The organism is Marinoscillum sp., assembly GCF_040222955.1.
Taxonomy (GTDB): Bacteria; Bacteroidota; Bacteroidia; order Cytophagales; family Cyclobacteriaceae; genus Marinoscillum.
In genome coordinates this window covers 100083-126111 of the sequence record NZ_JAVKCA010000012.1, presented here as the reverse complement: position 1 = coordinate 126111, position 26029 = coordinate 100083, and the positions used below count along the sequence as shown (strand labels likewise).

Annotated in this window: 8 protein-coding genes; 6 read left to right on the top strand and 2 right to left on the bottom strand. The window is 46.2% G+C overall.

Going from position 1 to position 26029, the window contains the following annotated elements:
* The first annotated feature begins 5 nt into the window (after positions 1 to 5).
* Genes RIH33_RS11865 through RIH33_RS11845 form a run of 5 tightly spaced genes read left to right on the top strand, consistent with a single transcriptional unit; the run spans position 6 to position 10986 of the window.
* Positions 6 to 3344 carry a DUF5107 domain-containing protein gene (locus RIH33_RS11865; protein ID WP_406653057.1) on the top strand — a complete coding sequence of 1113 codons (3339 nt, stop codon included), beginning with the start codon at positions 6 to 8 and terminating at the stop codon, positions 3342 to 3344.
* A 2-nt stretch (positions 3345 to 3346) separates the two neighbouring features.
* Positions 3347 to 4900 (top strand): sulfatase, encoded by a 1554-nt coding sequence (locus tag RIH33_RS11860; protein ID WP_406653055.1) that lies wholly within the window; start codon positions 3347 to 3349, stop codon positions 4898 to 4900.
* A 10-nt stretch (positions 4901 to 4910) separates the two neighbouring features.
* Complete coding sequence (locus RIH33_RS11855; protein ID WP_406653054.1) at positions 4911 to 7646, top strand: sugar-binding domain-containing protein; 2736 nt, start codon at positions 4911 to 4913, stop codon at positions 7644 to 7646.
* A gap of 9 nt (positions 7647 to 7655) precedes the next feature.
* Positions 7656 to 9542, top strand: a complete 1887-nt coding sequence (locus tag RIH33_RS11850) for a sulfatase-like hydrolase/transferase (RefSeq protein WP_406653053.1) — start codon at positions 7656 to 7658, stop codon at positions 9540 to 9542.
* 40 nt (positions 9543 to 9582) lie between these two features.
* Positions 9583 to 10986: a sialate O-acetylesterase gene (locus RIH33_RS11845; protein ID WP_406653052.1), complete on the top strand. Its 1404-nt coding sequence runs from the start codon at positions 9583 to 9585 to the stop codon at positions 10984 to 10986.
* A gap of 196 nt (positions 10987 to 11182) precedes the next feature.
* Here RIH33_RS11845 and RIH33_RS11840 read toward each other — a convergent pair whose 3' ends face one another.
* Together RIH33_RS11840 and mnmE are read right to left on the bottom strand one after the other, a co-directional pair.
* Positions 11183 to 12316 carry a serine hydrolase domain-containing protein gene (locus RIH33_RS11840; protein WP_406653050.1) on the bottom strand — a complete coding sequence of 378 codons (1134 nt, stop codon included), beginning with the start codon at positions 12314 to 12316 and terminating at the stop codon, positions 11183 to 11185.
* 202 nt (positions 12317 to 12518) lie between these two features.
* Positions 12519 to 13880, bottom strand: coding sequence for a tRNA uridine-5-carboxymethylaminomethyl(34) synthesis GTPase MnmE (gene mnmE / locus RIH33_RS11835; protein ID WP_406653048.1), 1362 nt, complete (start codon positions 13878 to 13880; stop codon positions 12519 to 12521).
* 331 nt (positions 13881 to 14211) lie between these two features.
* Between mnmE and RIH33_RS11830 the strand changes: the two genes are divergently transcribed.
* Positions 14212 to 26019, top strand: a complete 11808-nt coding sequence (locus RIH33_RS11830) for a choice-of-anchor D domain-containing protein (protein ID WP_406653046.1) — start codon at positions 14212 to 14214, stop codon at positions 26017 to 26019.
* Positions 26020 to 26029: the final 10 nt, after the last annotated feature.

The following is a 26029-nucleotide window of genomic DNA, read 5'->3' as shown; positions in this document are numbered from 1 at the left end:
AAATTATGGTCAAAGCCACAATTTCCAACAAATCAATTCCAACCTATGAGTTGGGAAAATCGGAGATCAATCCGGTATTTTTTGAAAAAAGAGTATATCAGGGTTCTTCAGGGAAGGTTTATCCCGTGCCCTTCATAGATAAAGTATACGATCACAAAACTGACATAGACTATAAAGCGGCCACGCTCGAAAATGAGTTTGTGCGGTTGGTCATGTTGCCAGAAATTGGAGGTCGCATCTTTGAGGCTCAGGATAAAGCCAATGACAACTATGACTTTTTCTATAAGCAGGAAGTGATCAAGCCAGCTCTTGTTGGACTGGCAGGACCCTGGATCAGTGGTGGAGTAGAGTTCAACTGGCCGCAGCACCATCGCCCGGGTACTTATTTACCCACAGATATTCATGTGGAAGAGGAGGCCGATGGCGCCCGCACGGTATGGATGTCAGAATACGACCCCATGTATCGTCTCAAGGGCATGCACGGGATACGCCTGCGTCCTGAGAGTTCGCTGATAGAGCTAAGGGGGCGTCTTTTTAACCGGACACCAATGACCCAAACTTTTCTTTGGTGGGCGAATGTGGCAGTAGAGGTTCATGAGGGTTATCAGAGCTTTTTCCCACCGGATGTTCATTATGTTGCGGATCATGCAGTGCGTGCCATGAGTAGCTTTCCGTATGCGGAAAACCATTACTATGGCATCCCATATCACCAGCGTCCTGGTAAAAATGACCTTCGTAAATACGAAAATATCACTGTGCCAACGAGTTATATGGTTTGCGATACCAAGTATGATTTTTTTGGTGGGTATGATTCCAAAACAGAAGGAGGATTCATTCATGTGGCCAACAGGCATATCGCACCTGGAAAGAAACAGTGGACATGGGGAAGTGAGGAGTTTGGAAAGGTTTGGGATAGAGAGCTGACGGATGTAGGAGGACCATATTTCGAACTGATGGCTGGAGTTTATACCGACAATCAGCCGGATTTCACCTATTTGCTACCCTATGAGACCAAAACTTTTTCTCAATTCTGGTGGAGTTACAAAAAGCTGGGACCTGTGCAAAATGCCAACAAAGAAGTAGCTGTCCGCATGGTGCCAACACAGGGTAATAAAGTTGAATTGGGCATAGCCAGTAGCTGTAAGCTGGCAAACCTCAAAGTGATTTTGAAAATAGGTGAGCGGGAAGAGGAAATCAGCCCGATAACAACAAGTCCTGACCTGCCTTGGATGATCAGTAAACCCTTTGAAGCAGGAGAGGAAAACAGACTTTCTATTGCAGTATATAATGAATCAGGTCGGTTGCTAATTTCCTATGAGCATCAGGAAGTAGATAAAACCCGGGACCGCAATGAAGCATTTGAACCTAAGCAGGCTGAGGAACTCACCAGCTCATTGGAACTGGAGCTGATAGGGGAGCACCTGGAGCTTTATCGGCATCCGACCAGATATCCAGAGCCTTATTGGGAAGAGGCAATCAAGAGAGACCCCAAAAATTACAAGGCCCATATCTCACTTAGCAAAGTGCAGATCAAGTCTGGTCTTTTCAGTGCGGCACAGGCTAATGCAGCCAAGGCCATGGAGATCCTGACGGTCTACCATCCGAATCCATCCACCGGTGAAGCACATTACTATCATGGCATGGCTTGCTATTATCTGGATCAGTTTGATCTGGCGTACAAATCATTCTATAAAGCTACCTGGAACTATGAGTGGAGATCTCAAAGTTATTTCATGCTGGCTAAACTGGATACCAGAAAGAGGGATTTTGAAACGGCCCTGGAGCATTTGGACGCGGCTTTGGTAACTAACAGTCAAAATAATAGTGCAGTCATTCTGAAAGCAGCCATCTTCAACGATCAGAACCGAAAGGGCGATGCTGAAGCTACATTGAAGTCATTATTGGATATCGATCCATTGGATCAGTGGGCCAATTTTGAATTGGCTACCTTAAACGGAAACTTTGAACACTTCTTAGACTCCTGCAGAAATGATGCGCAAACCGTGTTGGATATTGCCTTCGAATATGCCGGATGTGGTTTTTATCAGCGAGCCATAGACCTCATTGAGTTGCACCTCGGTGCAGACAAGCCTGCTTGTGCAGTGCCAAATCCAATGGGCGTCTCCAGTATGACAGAGGTTGTGCTCTCCTGGTTATATACCCTGACAGGAAACCCCTCAAAAGGGGATGTATTACTCACGAGTGTTTGCCATAAGTCATTTGATTACTTCTTCCCATCCAGACTGGAAGAACTCCGCTTGTTGGAATGGGTGATCAACCGACAACCGGACTGCACTCTGGCTGCATACGGTTTGGGTAATTTTTACTTTAATGCCAAACGTCATCAGGATGCCATATCGGTGTGGGAGCAGGCTGCAGGGTACGGTTGCCAGTATGCAACCTTGTATAGAAATCTGGGTATTGCGCATTGGAATGCCAGCCAAAAAGGAGATTTAGCTTTGGAGTCCTTTCGAAAAGCTGTGGCTATCGGTCCTGAGGATGCAAGAATACAATTTGAATATGATCAACTTCGAAAAAAGAACAATGCTGATCCTGGCGAACGCCTTCTGGCTTTGCTCCAACTCGGAGAGATCGTGTTGAAACGTGACGATTTTAGTGTAGAACTCGCCACCCTATATAATTTCACTAATCAGTTTAGAAAAGCCCTGGATCTTTTAAAGGGTCGTACTTTTCATCCATGGGAAGGAGGAGAAGGGCAGGTACTCAAACAGTACACCTATGCTTGTTTGAAACTGGGGCAACAAGCCCTTGCAGCTGACAATCCTACAGAGGCCTTAGTTTGGTTCAATGAATCATTGGACACCCCGGATAATCTGGGCGAAAAGTATCACCCGCTACAGGCTGTTGCTCATATCAACTACTGGAAAGGTATTGCTCATCGTGCCTTAGGCAATGAAAGCGAGGCGGTGCGTCACTTTATGGATAGTGCTCAGGAGCAGGGGGATTTCATCGATATGGCGGTTAGCGACTTTTCAGAACTCACGTATTACAAAGCACTATCTATGGTTGAACTGGGTAAAGAGACTGAGGCAATGGAAATATTGAAAAGCATGCGAACTTACGCTTCTGAAAAACTAACCCAAAAGGCCAAAATCGATTATTTCGCTACTTCATTACCTCTATTGCTCGTATTCGAAGATGATATTCAAATGCGCAGCAAGATCGATGCCTATTATCTGCTCGGGCTGGCAGAACTCGGTTTGGGCAACATCAGCGGCTGTCGGGAGTATTTTACCAAAGTGCTGGATCTTAATATTACTCATGTAGGAGCCAAAGACCATTTGGGCAATATTGCAGCTGATCAGTACCAAAAATCCCTATAAGCATGATAAGAATAGGAATAAGTCTCATGTGTTTGATTCTGCTGAGTTGCCAGCAGGAGACCAAAAAGTTAAATGTGCTTTTCATTCTGGCAGATGATCTTGGCGCTCATGATCTCAGTTTTGCAGGATCTGAGTTTTACGAATCGCCCAATATTGACAGGTTAGCTAACCAAGGTGTGATTTTTACTAATGGATATGCTGCAGCTCAGGTCTGCAGCCCTTCACGGGCGAGCATACTCACTGGTCAGACCACCATTTCGCATGGCGTCACCGACTGGATCGGAGCTGAAACTGGTTACGCATGGGGCGAAAGAGTTCCATATACTAAGCTTTTGCCACCAGACTACCAGCATCAGTTACCAGCATCGGATATCACCATGCCTGAATTATTTCAAATGAAAGGGTATAAAACATTCTTTGCAGGCAAGTGGCATTTGGGATCTCAAGGCTCATGGCCTGAGGATCATGGGTTTGATGTCAATGTTGGAGGTTGGGATTATGGCAATCCGAAGGGCGGCTATTTTTCTCCTTATGATAATCCAAACCTCACAGATGGATCACCGGGTGAAAATCTGAGTATGAGACTAGCACAGGAAACGGCTGGATTTATCCGTACGAATAAAGGCGAGCCATTCTTTGCGATGCTTTCTTTCTATGCGGTACATGGGCCTATCCAGACCACCCGTGAGTATTGGGAGAAATATCGCAATAAGGCGCTAGAAGTAGGATTGGATTCCAGCGGATTCCAAATGGAGCGACGATTACCCATCCGCACGGTTCAGGACAATGCGATTTATGCCGGGTTGATTCAGCACATGGATGATGCCGTTGGGTTGGTCTTAGACGAACTCGAAAGTCAGGGTTTGCTTGAGCACACCGTGGTGATCTTCACATCTGACAATGGGGGTGTGGCCTCAGGAGATGCTTACTCCACTACGAATAGTCCTTTACGAGGCGGAAAGGGTTATCAGTGGGAAGGTGGTATTCGAGTGCCTTATGTGATCAAGGTTCCCGGGGTAGCACCAGCTATAGTTGATTATCCTGTTTCAGGGCAGGATTTTTACCCTACAATTTGTGCCCTGGCGGGTTTGGAAATACCTGCTCAGAAACCATTGGATGGTGTAAACCTCGAATCGGCTTTGAGAAATACAGGAGTAAAAGATCGCTCACTTGTTTGGCATTATCCTCATTATGGCAATCAAGGTGGTGATCCGGTGTCCATGCTTCGCAAAGGTCGCTACAAGCTTATATACTATTGGGAGACAAATACCTCTGAGCTGTATGATTTGGAGGATGATATCGGAGAGCAGTATGACCTGGCACCTGATCAGCCAGAAATGGTGATTGCCTTAGAGCAGGAGCTTTTTGAATACCTGAAAGGCAAGCAGGCCAAAATGCCTGAGCCTAATCCATTTTATAGTGCAGAGGCGCTGGAGCGCAGGCAAACGTATGTGAGGGAGAAGCTATTGCCTTCACTGGAAAAAAACAGATTGAAAATACTTGAGGATAACTTCCAGCCAAACGAAGACTGGTGGGGGAGCACGACAAAAGATTAATAGATAAATAATGATGAAAATCGCATTACAAATAGCATCAGTGTTGATTTGGGTAGGGTTACTTGGGTGTACCGTACCAACCGATAATACCATAGACCTGTCTGGAGAGTGGACTGTAAAACTCGATCCTGATCATTTGGGAGAAGGCCAGGCATGGTATAAACACTCCTTGCAAGGTCAAAAAATCATTTTGCCAGGCACTCTGGATGAAGCACAGATAGGAATACCTAACACATTGCAACCAGAACTCAATAATTATGTATTGTCTCACCTGACCAGAGCACACAGCTACACTGGTAAGGCCTGGTATCAGCGAGTGGTTAATGTGCCAGCCTCCTGGGAAGATAAAAATATTCAACTGAAACTCGAGCGGGTATTGTGGAAGTCAGAGGTCTGGGTAAACGATCAGAAAGTTGAAGGCTTTCAGGAAAGCCTCATTACGCCGCATTGTTATGATCTCACAGGTTACCTGGCTCCAGGAGAAAACACCCTTACGGTAATGGTAGACAACTCTAACCAATACCCCGGTATCAATGTCGCAGGGAGTAAGTACCCTGCACCTGAAGACAAGGACATGGCACATGCCTATACCAACCATACGCAGATCAAGTGGAATGGAATGCTCGGTGAGCTTTCACTGCGCTCCAGTGTTGGGGCTATGATTGAAGACCTGCAGGTGTACAGCAATACCGTACAACAACAGATAACCGTAAAGGTAAGCCTTTCGGAGGCAGAGAACGAGCACTTTGATATTGCCATTACTCATAATGGAGAACCCATTTTGCAAAAGGAAGGTCAGCTCTCCGGTAAAGGTCTTACTGTCACTTTTGATGGGGTAGATCTGGAAAAATGGGATGAATTTAATCCTGTAACCTATAAATGTCAGGTAACTATTGGTACGAGCACAAAAGAGGTCACCTTCGGGTATAGGAATATAACCAACGACAATGCGGTTCTTGCCATTAATGGGCAGAGGGCTTTTATGAGGGGAAACCTGGAGTGTGTCATATTTCCACTGACGGGTCGCCCGCCAATGACCAGGGATGAGTGGTCTGGACTGATCAAAACCGCTAAGGCTTATGGTTTGAATCACCTGCGATTCCATTCTTGGTGCCCACCAAAAGCAGCGTTTGAAGTGGCAGATGAGCTCGGAATGTATCTTCAGGTGGAGCTTCCACTTTGGAACCTGAGTGTGGGGACAGACGAGAAAACCAATCAATTCCTGTACAGCGAAGCAAGAGACCTTATCAAGGAATATGGCAACCACCCGTCATTTACCTTTTTCTCAGTAGGTAATGAGTTGGAGGGGGATACCTTATGGCTCAATGATCTGGTGGCCAGGATGAAAGAGTGGGACGACCGTCATCTTTATATGACCACCACGTTTTCGTTTCAAAAGGGTGTGGGAGACGAACCTCAACCTGAGGATGACTATTTTGTGACCCAGTGGACCAACAAAGGTTGGGTGCGTGGGCAGGGTATTTTTAATGCCAGGGCTCCTCACTTTGACAAAGACTACCGGAACGAAATTGATCACCTCACAGTGCCGGTGATCTCGCATGAGATTGGTCAGTACTCTGTATACCCCGATCTTTCCGAAATCGAAAAATATACCGGAGTATTAAAGCCGCTTAATTTCATAGCAGTGCGCAATGATCTGGAGAAACGCGGCTTACTTGAGTATGCTCCTGATTTTACTCAGGCATCCGGTGAGCTGGCTGTTCTACTTTATAAAGAGGAAATTGAAAGGGCCCTCAAAACCCCGGGCTTCGATGGTTTTCAACTTTTGCAACTGCAGGACTTTCCTGGGCAGGGTACTGCGTTGGTTGGTTTGCTCAATGCATTTTGGGAATCCAAAGGGATGATAGATAGCACAGAATTTTCACAGTTTAGCGGGCCTGTGGTTCCTTTGATTCGCTTTCCCAAGGCGGTATTTGCCTCTGGGGAGACCTTCATGGCCGATGTGCAGGTAGCCAATTTCTATCGTCCCATGATGAATAAAAAGCTGGAATGGAGCATTAGCAGTGAAATGGAGGAACTGGCCAAAGGAACCTTTCAGGTTGATCAGATAGAAGTGGGCAATGAAAAGGTGTACGGGGCAATCGAACACAAGCTTGAGGTGACCAGGGCGACCAAGTTCATAGTCTCCGTAAGCATTAGTGGTACCGACTACCGTAATCAATGGCCGATATGGGTGTACCCGACTTCCGGTGGGGCAGAGGGTAAGGTACGCTATACCCGATCGGTAAGTGAAGCCAGGCAATGGCTTGCCAAAGGAGAAACCGTATTGCTCAATCCGGCCATTGAAGAGATGAAGGGCGTCACTGGCAGGTTTGTACCCGTGTTTTGGAGTCCGGTGCATTTTCCTGACCAACCCGCCACTATGGGCGTTTTGTGCAACCCTGAGCATCCGGCACTGGCTGACTTCCCCACAGAGTTTCATAGTAACTGGCAATGGTGGGATCTTTGCATACAATCCAAAGCCCTCATACTTGATGACTTACCGGTGGATCCTATCGTAAGGGTGATTGATAACTTTGTGACCAATCGAAACCTGGGCAGTCTTTTTGAAGCTCAGGTCGGAAAGGGGAAACTCATGTTTTCGTCCATCGATCTCGATACGGAGTTGGAAAATCGACTTGTTGCCCGGCAGCTGCGAAGTAGTTTGATTGATTATATGAATAGTGATTCATTTGCTCCGGCGACTCAAATGGAATTCTCGGACCTTCAAAGACTTATGAAATAAGGGATGAAAATGAAACGCTGGATACTGTGTGTGGTTACCATGTTGTTGCAGTACAGCATTGTGGCTCAGAGCCGACCCAATATGCTTTGGGTGGTGATTGAAGATACCTCCCCGGAGTATATTGGCTGTTATGGCAATGAGGTAGTGAATACTCCACATATTGACAGCCTGGCATCCATAGGGGTCCGCTTTAGGAATGCTTACAGTACAGGGACCGTCTGTTCTCCAAGTAGAAGTGCGATTATCACTGGTGTGAAAACGTATAAAACCGGCACTGGAGACCATCGCAGTTCCGCACCTTTACCGGATCAGATCAGGGGGTTCCCCGCATGGCTGCGAGAATCGGGCTACTACACTTCCAACAATAGTAAGACTGACTATAATACCTCTTCGGCCAACAGATTGATCCGGGAATCATGGAATGAAAGTTCCAATGCAGCCGGGTGGTGGAATCGTGCGCCTGGACAGCCATTTTTTTCTGTGTTCAATTTTGGGGCATCTCATCAGTCGCGCACTATGACTAATCCATACGACCTCTACCAGAAGCAAGTGCTGGATCAGTTACCAGATCACCTAAAGGTAGCTGATGATGACTTTGAAATGCCTCCATACTATAAAGACTCGCCGGAAATGCGCAAGCAGATGGCTAGGGTCTATAATGGCGTTTCCCTTGCCGATTATGAAATTGGTATGGTCCTGGATAGGCTGAAGGCCGATGGCCTCACGGATAGTACCATTGTGTTTTTCTATGCCGACCATGGCGAAGGTATGCCTGGCATCAAAACCAACGGAAGTGGGCAGGGATATCGTGTGCCATTTGTTATTTCCGTTCCCGAAATGTACGGACATTTGTCTCCCTGGGGTGCTGGCACGGTCACCGATCAAATGGTCAGTTTTGTAGATTTGGCGCCAACACTCCTGAGTCTGGCTGAGGTGACTATCCCAGATTATTTAGATGGGCGGGCTTTTATGGGTGTGGATACTTCCTCTGAGCCAACGTATCTTTTCGTTTCCAATGACAGAGCTGAAGGTTCTCCGAGTTTGGATCGGGCGGTGATAGACGGTAGCTGGATATACATAAGGTCTTTTATGCCGTATTCTCACCCTATGCGTTGGATTCATTATATCATGTACGGAGAGATCAGTCAGCAGATGTACCGTGATTTCAATACTGGTCAGTTGGACGATGCTCAGGCCCAAATGTTGCAACCCAGGCCTTATGAAGCCCTTTTCAACTTAAGAGAAGATCCCTATGAACAGTTCAATTTGGTCAGTCAGCATCCGGAAAGAGTAATCAGGATGCGATCAGCTCTATTGGCACACATGGTAGACGAGCGGGATGTTCACCTGGTTCCTGAGATGGACTTGAAGAAGCTATCTGATCACATTTCTCCTTATGAGTTACGAAAATCCGACACGATCAATTGGTCTTTACTTGTGGAGGTGGCTGCCTTAAGTGGCTTACAGGACAATGATGCGGTACAGCAACAGCTCGCTTACCTCTCTCATCAAAATCCCTGGGTTCGTTACTGGGCAGCTATCGGCCTCAAGGCGCAAAAAAACCTTTCTTGGAAGCAGATCAAACAGATCAGGGATTACAGAACCGATACCTGTCTTCCGGTTCAGGTTTATCTGGAAGGAATCCTGCACGACCATGGGGATGAATCCGCTGTACAATACTTCATAGAGGCTTTGAGCAGCGAAGATCAGGAGCGGGTGAAACTATCTTTGCACTTATTGCAATATAGCCGTCATAAGGAGGACCTGTTGTCAGAGGTAAAAGATCTCTTTGAAAAAGCGAGTAGCAGAAGAGGTTGGTCTGCTATCAAACAAGGTGCTGATGTATTGATTTACCGGATCACCGGAGAGCCTTTACACATGGAAACCTTTTGGTAAATTGAACTGAGTTTAAATAGCCACCCATAATTTCCCCTTTATGCATAAATCCATCCGTTTTGTTCTGATCATTCTTTTTGCTCTGCCCTTACTTCAATCTGCCGAAGCCCGTATTTCTCTTCCCGCTATTTTAGGAGATCATATGGTGCTTCAACAAAACAAAGAGGTAAAGATATGGGGCTGGACTAGCAGGAGCAATGAGGAGATACGGGTGTGGGGTACCTGGGGCGCGGATACGGTGACAACCTCTGCTGAGCAGGGAGCCTGGTCGTTGGAAATTAGCACACCAGATGCGGGAGGGGCTTATTCACTCTTTATAGAGGGACATGAGTTGATCGAATTGAAGGATGTGCTGATTGGAGAAGTATGGTTGGCTTCAGGCCAGTCCAATATGGAGATGCCTATGGATTCGATTCATAGTGGGTTTCCCGGTATCGAAAATTTCCGTCAGGAGCTGTCCTTGGCGAGTTATCCTGAACTAAGGCTTTTTTTGGTTCAAAAGCGTACGGCGGATGCTCCGCAGCTTGATTTACAAGGGCAATGGGTGGTTTGTACTTCGGATAACGTTCGGGACTTTTCGGCTGTGGCTTATGTCTTTGGAGAGGCTCTCCACAAACAACTAAACGTGCCAGTGGGCATGATCGCCAGTTCATGGGGTGGCACCAATGCAGAAGTGTGGATCCCGAAAGACTCGGTCCTGGCTGATGCTGCCCTCGCTTCACCGTTTGATGGTTTGATAGAGGGTAACAGGTGGCCATCGTTGCCGGGGCGGGCCTATAATTCCATGATCTATCCCTTGCGTCATTTCACCATTAAGGGAGTTATTTGGTATCAGGGTGAGAGTAACCGGCTTAGACCAGAAACTTATCCTTTGGTAATCCATAAGTTAATTGATGCCTGGAGGGTGCATTGGGGTGATACTATGCCCTTCTACTTTACCGAGATCGCTCCTTTCAAATATTGGAATGAGCGCCACCTCGTGCCGCATCTTAGGGAGGCTCAGGCACTCTGTATGCAAATCGAAGGCACAGGGATGGTGGTGACCAATGACCTTGGAGACTTAAATCATATACACCCCAGGCGAAAGCGGGCGGTTGGCGAACGACTGTCGGCCTGGGCTCTGGCCAAAACCTATGATATGAGCGTTCCCTTTTCAGGGCCTGTGTATAGTGGATTTGAGTTCAGGGGCTCCAGGGTATACGTATCGTTCGATCATGGAGCAGGGCTTAAGAGTACAGGTGATGATTTGAGGGAATTTGAAATCAAGGGAATAGATGGCAAGTGGACACCTGCAAAAGCGGTAATTAAAAATGGCCGGGTAGAGGTTTGGTCAAAAGGTGTAAGGGAACCTGTAGCCGTGCGCTTTGCGTGGAGTGATATCGCCGAACCCAACCTGACAAATGCCCATGGTTTACCAGCAGCCTGTTTTCGTACAGATCGCTGAGGTGTTACTCTAGTGCGTGAGGTGGAGGTTTTTTATTGATCGACTGAGCGAAGGAACATACAGTTGGAAATTTCTGTCTTCCGGATGTCAAATTGCCTCCTGTTTGATATTATTATGTGTGCTTTAGTCTCGTCCAAAATGACCAAAAGCCCAGTTTCTAGAGAGATTAATTGATTCGTGTGAAAACCTTAGGAATCTAGGGGTAAGCAATGATCAATTGGATTAAATTCAGGTAATCATTTCTGAAATTCTTAAGCTGTGGCATTTGGGTGCAGTTGACCTGCATGGTAAAGGTCTGACCGGTTTCCGGATGATAAAACCCCATGGTGTAGTAGCCCGGGAAGAAGCCTGAGTGTCCGATTAACTCACCAGTTTCAGGATATATGTACCGGATCACCCCCAGTCCGTATTCCCCACGAATTTCTTCTGCTTCTACAAAGTCGAAGAAAGCATTACCCAGAGACTCCATTTCAAAGAGCTCACCTTCGTAGATAGACATCAATAGTTTTGCATAGTCCGCATTCTCATAGGCATAGCCTCCACCTGTCCACTCAAATTGTATGTTGTTTTGTGCTTTTCCATCCACCAAAAAGGGGGCTTTGAAGCCAAGGGCGTAATCGGATCCTTCTTCATAATATCCCTGGGCCATGTTATCAATTTGGTTAGTATTAGTGGGTATAAAGCTCTTGATCCCAAGGGGAGCCAAAACCCTTTTGTCGGCTTCCTTATAAAATGTGTTTCCGGTGACCTGCTCTATGATCATACCCAAAAGAATGTAATTCGTGTCCGAATAGGTGAATCCTTTGCCTGCTTCAAAGGGAGGCTCATCATCGAGTACATAGGCAAGCAGTTCCTCAGGTTCCCACACTTTATCCGGATCCTTTACCAGGTCTTTTAAAAAAACCTCTTTGAACTCATAACGGACGATACCGGAGGTGTGCTGAAGAAGATTTTTGATGGTGATTTGATCTGCATTGGCTACACGTGAGTACCAGTTGTGCTTTCCGAGATATTTGGAAACCATATCACCTAAAGAAATTTTTTCTTCTTCAACAAGTTGCATGACTACCGCATATACCACCGTTTTTCCGGTACTTCCACCATGTAGCTTATGGGCAGTGGTCATTTGGATGCCTTGTTCCTTATCAGCCCAGCCGCTGGCAAACGCATGAACGTTTTTATCACGATCAATGAAAGTGAACACCAGGCCGGGGTAGTCTGAAGAGGTTCTGATGCTGTCTATTGCGTTCTGAATGATTGCATCCTTTTGAGCAAAGGAGCTGGTCCAGAAAAGGAAGGAAAGCGTGATGCAGATAAGTGTCTTTTTCATAGGAGCAAAAGGAATCAAATCACCTGAATAAATATTGTAAAAAATCCACATGATACAAAGCTCCTGTAACAACCTCACCTTTCTTAATCCCCTAACTTGGATGTCGAATTTTTACAAGCTTGTTTTTGAGTACAATCAGGCCGGGTACACCGATTCTCTAATGTGTTTTTTGCTTTCGGAGATTGATAGAGATGAATAGGCATTACTTTCCGATACAAAACTTACTGAAGATGTTCTCCAATAGATCGTCGGTGGTAATTTCTCCGGTGATCTGCCCCAGGTGAAAAAGGGAGTTGCGAATGTCCATGGCCACAAAGTCATTGGTTACCTGCTGGTCAATGCCATCGATCACCTGATCCAGGGCCTTGTTGGTTTCTATCAGGCTTTCGTAATGCCTCAGGTTGGTCACTATGGTGTTGCCGGTCTTGAAATCATCCAGCGACACCAATGTTTTTAAGGCCTCTTTGAGGTTTTCGAGGTTCTCTTTTTGGCTGGCTGAGATCATCAGTGCATTTTCAGACGCCAGTACAGCGCTCAGGTTAGCATCAGCCTGGTCCATTTTGTTCCCAATCAGCAGATAGGGGACTTTGAGTTCCTTTAAGTAGGTCAGTTGTCTATCAATGTCATCAGTGGTATCGTTGATCAGGTCGATCAGGTAGATGATCACGGAGGCCTCTTTCATTTTAGCATAGGTACGCTCTACACCGATGGCTTCCACTTTATCTTCAGTGGTGCGTATACCAGCCGTGTCTGTAAAACGAAAAGCAATGCCGTCCACATTGATCACATCCTCTATTACATCCCTTGTCGTACCGGGCACATCTGACACGATGGCTTTCTCTTCATTCAGCAAAGCATTGAGTAGGGTGGACTTACCGGCATTGGGCTTTCCGGCAATCACCGTGGGAATACCGTTTTTGATGGCATTACCCAGGGTGAAGCTCTCCGTAAGTCTGGTAATGAGGCCTTTCAGGCTGTAAATGAGTTTCTTCAAGTCATCTCTGCTGGCAAACTCCACATCCTCCTCACCAAAGTCAAGCTCCAGCTCGATCATGCTGGCAAAATGCACCAACTCTTCTCTGAGTTTTGCAATTTCTTGTGAGAATCCACCACGCATTTGGTTCATGGCCGCCTGATGCATGGATTCATTTTCAGAAGCAATAAGATCCGCCACTGCCTCGGCCTGAGCCAGGTCAAAGCGTCCATGGATAAATGCACGTTGGGTAAATTCACCTGCTTTGGCCAGGCGTGCGCCTTTGGTCAAAAGTAGACGTATGAGTTGCTGAATGATATAAGGGCTGCCATGACACGAAATCTCGATTACATCCTCTTTGGTATATGAATTTGGACCTCTGAAGATAGAAATGAGTACTTCATCCACAATTTTCTCTTCGTCCCTGATCGTACCCAGATGAATGGTGTGACTGGCTACTTCTGAGAGGTTTTTACCCTTAAAGACACTATTGACGATGGCAATGGTAGCTGGTCCGGAGACCCTGATCACGCCAATGGCACCCACGCCAGGGGCGGTAGCCAGGGCAATAATGGTATCATTCATATTCATGCGCCAAAATTAGTCAGACCATGGCAGAACTACTTAAAACTAGGTATTGTATAAATGGAAGATAGGTTTAAACTTTAGCATTGAGTTGTGTGGGTTGCTTCCTGTTCTTGCATTGAATATGGCATGGCACCCAGGCTTCTCATTAGGAACCAGCTAGAACGGAAAGGCTCTTCATTTGTTGGAGGGCTTTTCTCATTTTGGTGCAGGCATAGAACGTGACGGTGGTCGTTACGGGTGAAATGCATCCTTTTTCTTTTATATTCAAACTGATGCCCTTATTTTACCCATTATTTATTATCGAAATATATTACCAACCTAACTTCCCAAGTTTGTGAATCTGTGTTCCGCCGCTCATATTCGCTCATCAGCATTAATTTTATTGCTGTGCGCAGCTACTCTTACCTACGGTCAGCGTCTTCTGGAAGGGAGCAAAGCCGGGCAAAAAGTCTCCCAATCCAAAGAAGTACTTCTTGATAAGCAGGGGTCACCGCAGTTTATCCGCTTTGAGAAAGGCATGAGGATGGATTCTCTGCCTGCTTTTAGGAAAATGCTGGAATTACCTGAGCGGTCTGCTCTTCAGTTGAAATCAAAATCTACTGACCCGCACGGAGAAGTACACATGAGGTATACGCAGACCTATGATGGACTGGAGGTACTGGGTGCCGAGTATATTGTACATACAAAAGGGCAGAACGCCATTTCAGCAAACGGAAGTGTCCTGAAAGAAATTTCATTGAACACGCAGCCATCCATCACGAGGGAAGCCGCTTTGCAGTTGGCCCTCGATCAAGTGCAGGCAGAAGTCTATATGTGGGAAAGTGAAGAGAATGAGCAATTTCTTAAGCAGGAAACGAAAGACGCACACGCTTCTTTTCACCCCCAATCCAGGCTGGTGTTAAGTAGGAGAAAGTATGACAAGGGTCAACCGCTCAATTTGGTGTATCAGTTTGACATCTATGCACAGCAGCCGCTTGGAAGGTACAACGTGGAAATTGATGCCCACTCAGGAGAGGTTATTAATGTTTACAATAAAATTCACACCATTGGAGCAGAAGGTACAGGGCAGTCGCTCTATGATGGTGTAGTTCCTATCCTGCTGAATTTTGATGGTGGTACCTATTACCTGTCGGATGATTCTACTGGGGGTGGTATATATACCTATGACCTCAAGCATGGTACCAGCTACGGGAGCGCAACACTTTTTTCGGAACCTGACAGCCATTTTGATCAGACAAACAGTCAGGCAGGAGTGAGTGCACATTTTGGTGCGGCTGCCACTTACGGGTATTTTTCAGAAAATTTTGGACGTGATAGCTATGATGATGCAGGGGCCCGCATTCGGTCCTATGTCCATTATTCTACCGGGTATTTCAATGCCTTTTGGGATGGCTCCAGAATGACCTATGGGGATGGAAATGGCACCACAGCCTCTGCGCTGGTTTCTATGGACATTGTTGGGCATGAGATTACCCATGCGGTGACCCAGCACAGTGCTGGCCTGGTCTATTCCTATGAGTCAGGGGCTTTGAATGAGTCATTCAGTGATATTTTTGGCCAATCCATTGAGTTTGAAACCTTCCCCGAAACAGCCAGCTGGAACCTTGGTGACCAAATCTATTTTGATGGAGTGAGTATGATCAGGTCCATGAGTAATCCCAATGCGGAGGGTCAACCGGACACTTATCGTGGTGATAATTGGTATACAGGCTCAGGAGACAATGGCGGGGTCCATTATAATAGTGGGGTTCAGAATTTTTGGTATTATTTGCTGGTAGAGGGCGGTGCTGGCACCAATGATAATGGATATGACTACAATGTGATGAGCATTGGGCTGGAGGCAGCCCAGCAAATTGCTTACCGTAACCTTACCGTTTACCTGACCTCTACTTCTGACTATTCAGACGCCCGGGTAGGGTCAGAGCAGGCTGCTATTGATTTGTTTGGCTCATCAAGCGAAGAGTATCTGGCGGTGGTGGAAGCATGGAATGCGGTTGGGGTGCCTTCATTGGTGCCGTTACCTGTAGTGACAGATTCAATAAGTTTTGGGCAGGTGCCTGTTGGCTACAGAGAGGTTGCTGAAGTGACTTTTTCTAATCAGGGGTCAGGACTTTTTGTGGTTAGTGATATTGAGGTGAATAATGATGTATTCAGTGTCTCCGATACTGCTTTTTCTATCGGTGAGTTGTCCTCGAAGACCATTGAGTTCTACTTTACGCCCACTGATGTCTTTGATACTTCCGCCTTTTTTACGGTATTCACCAACCTTGATACGCTGACTATTTTTGCTAAGGGTCTGGGTGCCGAACCACCCACTTTGGTGTTCTCCATAGACAGTCTGGTGGATTCTCTTTATACGGGAGATATCTCAGAAAGGCAGCTGGCCATTCATAACAGTGGATTTTCTGATCTGGAGTATGAGTTATCTACTGGGCTGGTAGATGACTTTTTGGGAGAATGGCTTTTGACCTATGATTGGAATTGTAATGGAGGGGCAAGCGGTGCGGTTATTGATTTTTTAGAAGATCATACTTTCGCAACCAGCGAGGGCACTGGTGGCACGTGGAGTATGGACAGAGATTCTATTGTCTGGGTGTTTGATGCAGGTGCCAGGTATGCAGGCAATCGGGAAGGCAATTTCATGTCAGGGTTGATGACAAGTGGAGGGAGCTCTGGTTGTTGGTTTGCAGATAAAGTAACAGATTTTGATTCACCAATTCTGCTGTCTGCTTCTGAACGGGGCATGGAGGGCATAGCGGCTGTTCCGGAACGTACGGGTTACCCAAAAGGGAAGGCAGACATTGGTGCATTTAATTGGTTGTATACCAGCGTTTCTGAGGGGGTGGTGGCTGCTGGAGATACGGCCTATGTCCTCATCACAATGGATGCAGAAGGCCTTTATGGGGGGAATTATGAGACCGACCTCTCCCTAACGTCCAATGACCCTGAAAGACAATTAGTCGACATCCCGGTATCCCTTTTTGTAACTGGTGCTCCTGATGTCAGGATAACTCCTGATACCTTATCTTTTGAGGAGGCCTTTGTGGGCTATGCTGATAGTTTGAATTTGGTGATCAGTAACGCAGGTACTGATGCGTTGGAGGTTCATTTGTACTTTGAGGATGAGTTCTTCAGTGCTGATTCCTCTAGTCTGAGCATATTACCATCAGCCGGATTCAATTTGCCTGTCTATTTCCATCCGGACTCAGTTGGCCCGTTTAGTTCAGAGGTGCTATTGGTTACGAATGATTTGGATCAGGATTCTATCTATATACACCTGACCGGGCAGGGAATCGCTGCGCCCGCCTTTGGTATAAGTCCGGACAGCCTGGGGGTGGCACTGTCTACGGGTGACAGCACTGTAATCGTACTTACCCTTGACAACCTGGAAGGAGGGTCTGATCTGATCTGGGAGTCGGGTGTCTTTTTTGATCTGGAGGAGACGGAGTTGTACAAAGCAAATGAGCACCGTGCTTCCCTTGAACCGTTTGACGGATCAGGTAATAATGAAGGGATGGCCAATGTCGGCCCTATCCCCATGGAAAGCATGCAGGCCCTTTCAGGGACTAAGCGTATTTTGGCGTGGACCACTTTTACAGACATGGATCAGGAGTTTGTGAACACCCTCAATGCCATCTCCCAGTACTATACAGACTATCAGCTAAGCACCACCATTACCACCTCAGCTGCGGAGCTGGGTAATATGTTGGATACAGTGGATGTTTTTTTGATCCCTGAGCAGGAAGATGGAGGTAGCGTTTCTTATTTTGAGAATTTGGGAATTTCATGGTCTGAGGTGCTTGAATCTTTTGTGAGAGGAGGCGGAACGATTATTCTATGTGGAGACCAGGAATCAGGTCAGATCTTGAATGCATCCGGTCTGATGTACATGATTTATTCAATAAACGCTTACGGAAAAACATTGACGTTGGAGGATAGCACGCATTATCTAACAACAGGAGTTACGGGTAATCTTTCAGGTCAAAATGCCACTTTCGTTGCATCCATTTCTGACTCACTGGCCACGAACCTTATTAGTTATAGTGATGATGCGGTTGTGGCGCACAAGCGTATCGGGCGCGGTGATGTGGTGTATATCAGTTACGATTATTATGCCTATGATGACAATGCCGCCAGGGTGATTTCCAATGCTGTAGCAGGAGCCAGAGGGCAGCATGCCTGGCTTTCATTGGAAACAAACGCAGGAACCATTGGAGCTGGCGAATCTCAGGATATCCCAGTCAAACTGAATGCTACGGATTTGTATGGCGGGGTGTATCGGGCAGGTATCGCCATGCAAAGCAACGATCCTGCTACACAAAGTCGGACGATTCCCGTACACCTGGAAGTGACCGGAGTGCCTGTAATGAAGGTGGTCAATGATTCACTCCACTTTGAAAGTGTCTACGTCGGGTATGAAAAAGAGCTTTCAGTGACTATACTGAATAATGGAACCGATGTACTCACTGTTGATGTCGCTTTTTCAGACAGCACATTCGTTACGGATACCCTGCAGGTTTCTATTGAGCCCAGAGATACCTATGACCTGCCGGTATACTTCAGGCCGGACACCGCCAAAAGTTATGTTCAATCACTCTGGTTGATTTCAAATGATCCCAATCAGGACTCTATCCACATAAGTCTATCCGGAATAGGGGTAAATCCGCCAATGATGAGTGTGTATCCGGATAGTCTGCATGAAGCACTCTATACAGGTGACAGCTCTGTCCAGACCCTGACCATTGACAATACAGACGGGGGTAGCGACTTGATCTGGACATCTGAAGTTAACCTGCGACTTGAAGAATCAGAGCTTTTTAAAGCGAATGAACACCTGATCCAAATGACTCCATCTGATGGATCAGGATACAATGAAGGTTTTGCCAAATCCGGTCCGATTGCGATGAAAACCATGTCAGCACTGACTGGGGAGGTGAGTATTCTGTCGTGGGTTGGCTATGCGGACATAGATCAGGAATACTTCCATACCTTGAATGCCATCTCTCAGTACTTTACTGATTACAGGTTAAGCAGTACCACAGCAACTTCCGCCACGGAGTTAGGGGAGATGTTGGATACAGTGGATGTCTTTCTCATCCCTGAGCAGGAGTATGCTTCTAATTCTTATTTTGAGAACCTGGGCACCTCCTGGTCTGAGGTTTTAACAACTTTTACCGAGCGAGGGGGGACTATCATACTTTGTGGAAATCCATCCGCCTTCAAAATTCTTGATGCTTCTGGTCTCATGCACATGGGGTATTTCTCAGATCTCTCTTCTCAAATGTTGACAGTGGAGGACTCTACGCACTATCTCACTGAGGGACTAACTACTTCTGTATATGCTCAAAATGCAACATTCCTGATGGCTCTGACAGACTCTGTAGCATCAAATATTGTGTCATACAATGGATATGCTGCAGTTGCACACAAAAAAGTCGGTTGGGGAGATGTCGTATATATTGGTTACGATTACTATTACTATGATGACAATGCGGCTCGTTTAATCGCGAATGCTGTGGCTGGTTCGAAAGGGAGAAGGGGTTGGCTGTCCATGGAAATAGAAGGGGACACTATTCCCGGTGGGGAGCTACAGGAAATCTCCTTGTCTTTTACTGCGACAGGTCTCTATGGAGGTGAGTACCTGGCAAATATTAACATCCTGAGCAATGATCCGGCCAGTGGCGAGTGGAGTATCCCGGTTGTAATGGACGTGACCGGAGCGCCAGTGCTTAGTGTCAATACGGATGGTTTGCCTTTTGCTAAAACTTATGCGGGGTATTCGGATACGCTGTCCCTGATGATCAGCAACGAAGGCACCGATGATTTGGAAATAACCTTATCCTTGTCAGATTCTGTTTTTGCCATAGATACCACTTACCTTTTGATCGCTCCGGAAGACTCTTATGAGTTGACTGTTTATTTTAATCCAGACACAGCGGGCATTTTTGAAGGCAATCTCTTGCTAGCTTCCAACGATCTGGATAGAGACTCTACGCTAGTTTGGCTTGCAGGAACCGGGGTGAACCCACCTGTTATGGTGGTTTATCCTGACAGCCTCTGGGCGGACCTGATCACAGATGAGACTGCCATAAAGACACTCACAGTCGATAACACCGATGGGGGTAGCCATCTTGTGGTGGAATTCAAGAGCCGGACATGGACACCGACCATCACAAACACTTTAGCGCATAACAGTGGAGCGGAACCATCTACTACTCATGATTCCACTAGTGTGTCTCAATCCTTTGGTAGCATCCTGTCCGACACTGCAAGAGTCCTTATCATCCAGAATTCGACGGCATGGGGCACGGATATGCGACATTTCTTGCAAGAAATTTTCGGTATTACAGCCGTGACCGTCTACGCTCAGTATTTGAGTGGTCATGATTTGGAACCCTATGATTTGATTATCACTACCGGAGACCAAAGCTATGATTACTATGAACATATAAGTAGCAATCGTGAGCGGTTTGAGGAGTTTGTGGAAAATGGAGGGGTAGTTCAATATCAGCTGGCCACCCATGGCAACAATGTGGATCTGGTCGGAGGAGCTCATATGATGTACGGGAGCGGTGAGAGTTACAATGTTTTAAACACTCCGGATCATCCCATAGGAGAACATCTACCACTCGTTTTGGAGGGAAATCTGGCCAATCATACTCACCTCACTGACTTGCCTGAGGATGCGACAATCATCACCTCTACCCAGTATTCGACTGTACCTACTACAGTGGAGTACGCTTATGGATTAGGTAAAGTGATTGCCACAGGAATGACTGTGGAGTACCTGGCGTTGAGTGGCTTTAACTCAGCTCCATTGTTAGGAAATATCACGTCTTACGCACTATCTATATCAGGACAGAACTGGTTGGAGGTGCCAGAGATTGATACCATACCTCCCGGTGAGTATAGAGACTATGAGGTATTGTTGGATGCCACAGGTTTGTATGGCGGACTTTATTCAGGTCAGATAGATGTGCGGAGTAATGATCCCGCGTCTCCGGTGGCAAGTGTTTCTGTCGGTCTGTTTGTGACAGGTATTCCTGATATTGATTCAGATATGAGTGCTGTGGATTTTGGAAAAACCTTTGTCGGAAGTACAGCTACCCGTACTGTGGAAATAATGAATGAAGGAACTGACACGCTCCATGTTTCTGATGTGACATTTGATCATGCGGCATTTGGTGTGGATACCACATCCTTCTACCTGTTGCCCATGAAGACTCAAGCTTTGGAAGTCAGTTATTCCCCCTTGGTGGCAGCACTGGACACTGTTCAGATGAGTGTCTTGAGTAATGATCCCGATGAAGCATCACTGATTGTTCACTTGTTTGGACGAGCGGTGAACCCACCAATTGTAGGAGTGGATCAGGATAGTTTGTCAGAGTCCTTGCTGACGGGTATGCAAAGTACCCAAATTTTAACTCTGGAGAACACAGGCGGTAGCGAGTTGGAGTGGTCTCTTGAAATAAATGATGGGGCTACCGTTACCCACACGCCTGTTGGGTTTTACGGATCACCATCTCCGCAGACGGAGGTGCCGGAATTATCCTTTGAAGGTGAAGGATCATCCTTTGCGTCCATAAATAAAGAGGTTTTGGATACACTCCCAAACTTCACTTCAAACTCAACCGGTATCTATGTGAAGGGAGATACAATATATACCGTAAATTATGGTGAAGGAAAGCTGGACAAATACAGCTTGCACACCAGAGAAGTAGTTGAAAGCTTCCCGCTTCACTCTGACCCTTATGGTATCACCTATGCAGCAGGTCTGTTGTGGATTGGAAGTTATGATGGACTGGTTCGTGCCTATGATTTCAATGGGGTTTATTCTGGTTCATTTTCAACCCCATTCACAGATTATCCGGCCATTACCTTCAATGGAACTCATTTTATTCTGACTCAGGCCATTGAGTATTTTGAGCCATTTTATGTGGTTGATTTTGATGGAACTATACTCAACAGTTATCAGGGGATATATAGTGAGGTGATGGAGTTGGCTTGGTCAAATGGTACGGTTTGGTCACTCACCTTTAATGGTGAAAGCATAGTATATGGCCTTTCTATTTCGGATGATGCAATGCAGTTAAATGATACCATCCAGCTGTCTTATGACGGCAGTTCTTATAGTCTGGCTTATGACAACAGAAAATTGTACTGGCACCCCTGGCATCAGGATGCTCTGGTGTTGGGGGTTAGCGACTACAGCCTGAACGATTGGTTGGAAGCAGGGCCAACGCAGGGTGTTCTGGATGCAGGAGAGCGTACCACTTTGGAGCTCAGCTTTGATGCGTATGGTCTGGGAGGGGAGCTTTATCAGAAAGAAATCAATTTCATGACCAATGATCCGGCAACGCCTATTGTGAATGTGCCGGTTTCGCTTCAGGTAACTGCCGCGCCAGATATTGATCCATCAGTAGAGGCTTTGGGTTTTGACCAGGTTTTTGTGGGGGATTCTGCTGTTCGGTCTGTTACTGTGGCCAATGTGGGTGCGGATGAACTGATTGTTTCGTTAAGCATCGACCATGCAGATTTTTCCCCATCGAGTGAAGAAGTAGTGATCGCTGCTGGTGTTGATAAGGAAGTTTTCATCCATTATCACCCGGGTTCACCCGGAATCGTGAGCGCCACACTTACGATGCTAAGCAATGATCCCGACGAAGGTGAGATACAGGTAAGTCTATACGGAGAGGGTATTCTTCCTCCAGTGATCTCTGTTTCGCCTGATTCAATTTCCGAGAGCCTTATTTTAGGGGAACAGGCTTCACAAAACCTGAGGATAGACAATACAGGCAGCGGAGCAGACCTGATTGTCAATTTAATTTTAAATGAGCAGGAAGAACAAGTGAGAATAAAGGCTAGTCCTGTTTTTACAGGAGCCGGGGCTCAGGTATCAAAGGAAGATCTATCAGTTGCAGATCCATCTGAAAACTGGGAGCAAGCCATCAGACATCAGGTTCAGAATAGTCAAACATCAGATTCAGTGGATCTGGTAAGCCTCAAAAAGAGTCTCAATGAAAACTATGGATCCATAACGGACTTGATAGCCAATCGCTATGACTTTTCAGAAGGGGTAGAAGGAATCGGGATCAGTGATGGGGGCGGAGATATGTACGATGGTGGTAACTATCTTTCTACCAATTTGGGAGCTTACATACCTTATTCCAATGACCTGATTTCAAGTCATCAGGCCTTTGGCGCCAAAGAGTATTTCACCCTTAAAAAGCCCGGTTTGTTTGTGTTGGCAGCTAACCTGGAGCAGGTGACCAGGTTTTATATTACCGGTAACCTCGGTGCGGATGGAGCAGGTAGTGTGGATGGGGCCGTGATAGAAATGGAGACACATGGAAGAACCTTTCTTGGGTTTGTGAAGCGAGTCTATAATTCCGGAGATCCTTCAGTGAACCATTTGATCATAGTAGAGGATAATGGGGTACCCACTCATCAATTTAGTACCAATACCAACAGCGACAACCATGATGTGAATGGGTTGTCAGATGTGCACAGCATTCATTACTTACTTTTTGCAGGTGCTTCCAGCAACTATTATGATAACGATGCAATGACTTCTATTATGAGCGCTTATCTCGAAATGCTCCAACTGGGCCCCAAATGGCTTTCAATAGGGCAGAGGCAAGACACGATTGCTGCTGGCAGTTTCACTGATATGGCCGTGGATTTTTCAGCTGCCGGAATGACAGTGGGCTTGCACCAGGCACGTATTCAGGTGAATTCCAATGACTATGTGAATCCTATGGTTACCGTGCCAGTAACGCTACAGGTAGCTGGGATTCCAGACATTACGTTGTCTGGTTCGGCTCTGAACTTTGGAGAGGTAGAAGTGGGCCAAACGGGTGAGCAATCACTTGCCATTTCTAATCTTGGAACGGATTTACTCAGGGTGTCGTCTATTGCCTCCAACCACCCTGATTTCACGGTGGAGGTCAGTGAGTTTGTCCTGGCACCGGATGAGGAGAGGACTTTGACCATAATTTACACACCAACCACCGTTGCTCCTCTCACAGGTAGCCTGAGAATATTGAGTAATGATCCAAACGAATCCGATATAACAGTCTCCTTGAGCGGATCCGGCATTCCTCCTTCCAATTCACCTCCTCAGCTGGATGATGTTACATTTTCGGTATCTGAAAATAGCCCTGGAGGACATCTAATAGGCGCATTAGAGGCCTTAGATCAGGACGGGGATACGCTTACTTATAGGATTTTTTCCGGTAACGAGTCATTTGCCCTTGAATTGGAGGATGATGGAAGGTTGTTGGTTCATGATCCGGCTCAGTTCAACTATGAGCTGAATTGGATATTTGAACTGAACGTTGAGGTATTTGATGGGACATACACCGATACAGCGCAGGTGCGGATAGATGTGATGGATGAGAATGATCCTCCGGTTTTAAGTCCTCAGGTATTTGAAATCCCTGAAAATAGTGCTTATGGCCAAGTCGTAGGCTATGTGGTTGTGGAAGATGAAGATAATGACTCCTTGGAATATGAGCTCATTGGCAACGACAACCTTGTATTTGAGGTTTTCACAACGGGTATGCTAACCGTCAGGGATTCTTCTCTATTGAATTTTGAAGACCAAAGCTCTTTTGATTTGATGGTTGTTGTCAGGGATTATGCTTTGGCCGATACAGCTACGATCACTGTTAACCTGATGGATGTGAATGATCTGCCTGTGGTGATGGATCATTCATTCGAGGTGTTCGAACATAGCCCTGCAGGTACTGTTGTTGGGCATGTTTCCGCCACTGATGAAGACGGGGATTCTCTGATTTTTGAAATGGATTTGTACAATGGGACAGCTGCTTTTGAGGTGGATCCTGATGGTGAATTGACAATAAAGGACTCTTCGTTAATTGATTTTGAAGAGCAGGGAGTGTTTTATTTTGATATTGTCGTTACAGACCAATTTGATCAAGCCACCTTTAGTGTGACTGTGACTGTACTGGATACTCATGAAAATACCCCACCATCGTTCGCTGATCAAACTTTTGAAATTCCTGAAAACAGCCCTAAAGGCTTTCAGGTTGGTGAGCTCAGAGCCGAAGATGCGGAGGATGATTCATTGACGTTTACCATCCTGAATAGTGATCTGTCAGCTTTTGAAGTGCGCTCTTCTCAGCTTTTGGTTGATGATTCTTCACAGTTGGATTATGAAGTCAATACGTTCTTTGAGTTGGTGATGACAGTGAGTGACGGTGTGGAATCAGATACCGCTTTGATTACCATCTATCTTACAGATGTGGATGAAAATCACAGTCCCGTGATTCCAGATCAAGCCTTCTCTGTGTCGGAAAACAGTCCAAGTGGTTTCGAGATTGGGAAGGTTGTTGCTTCAGATCCTGATAATGACGCACTTACTTTTTCCATTGTGTCGGGAAATTCAGGCCTGCCATTTACATTAACTTCAGTGGGCCAATTACTGATCAATGATTCCAGTCATTTTGATTTTGAGACCACCTCCATGTTTGATCTGGAGGTAGCTGTTTCGGATGGTTCCTTGGCAGATACTGCCATGGTAGTCATCAGGGTGATTGATGTGAATGAAAGGCCTGAAAATCATCAACCAGTGATTTTGGATCAGAGTTTCACAATTGAAGAAAATACCCGTTCCGGTGTGGTGGTCGGAACAGTGGTAGCATCAGATGAGGACGGGGATAGCCTCACTTATGAGATCATTTCCGGCAATACGGAGCAGACCTTTACTCTGGATGAATTAACAGGAATCCTTTCAGTTGGGGATACTACAGCGCTGGATTATGAGGTCAATCGGAACATTTCGTTTATCGTTCAGGTAAGTGATCTTACGAGCTCGGATATAGCCATTGTTTCTGTACAGATCACTGATCAGGCAGAGGCTGGGCCGCTTGGTCTTGAGTCTGATCATGAGTTGATCATTTATCCCAACCCCTCTCTGGATGGTCATGTGAGTATTATTAATAGTTGGCCGATACAGGCACTGAAGCTGCTGGATATCTCTGGTAAGGTGTTGATGCTGATTGATGGGGAGGGTCGAAATGAAATAGGCCTTGAATTGAACCATTTTGGCCGGGGTGTTTATTACTTGATCATTGAAGACGCACAAGGTCAGGTGATCAAGAAAGTCATCCTCGAATGATTCTTAGAGA

Bases quoted from the DNA above. Each gene is read 5' to 3' on its own strand.
- RIH33_RS11845 (WP_406653052.1), top strand. From the start codon at position 9,583: ATGCATAAATCCATCCGTTTTGTTCTGATCATTCTTTTTGCTCTGCCC.
- mnmE (WP_406653048.1), bottom strand. From the start codon at position 13,880: ATGAATATGAATGATACCATTATTGCCCTGGCTACCGCCCCTGGCGTG.
- RIH33_RS11840 (WP_406653050.1), bottom strand. From the start codon at position 12,316: ATGAAAAAGACACTTATCTGCATCACGCTTTCCTTCCTTTTCTGGACC.
- RIH33_RS11860 (WP_406653055.1), top strand. From the start codon at position 3,347: ATGATAAGAATAGGAATAAGTCTCATGTGTTTGATTCTGCTGAGTTGC.
- RIH33_RS11855 (WP_406653054.1), top strand. From the start codon at position 4,911: ATGATGAAAATCGCATTACAAATAGCATCAGTGTTGATTTGGGTAGGG.
- RIH33_RS11850 (WP_406653053.1), top strand. From the start codon at position 7,656: ATGAAACGCTGGATACTGTGTGTGGTTACCATGTTGTTGCAGTACAGC.
- RIH33_RS11865 (WP_406653057.1), top strand. From the start codon at position 6: ATGGTCAAAGCCACAATTTCCAACAAATCAATTCCAACCTATGAGTTG.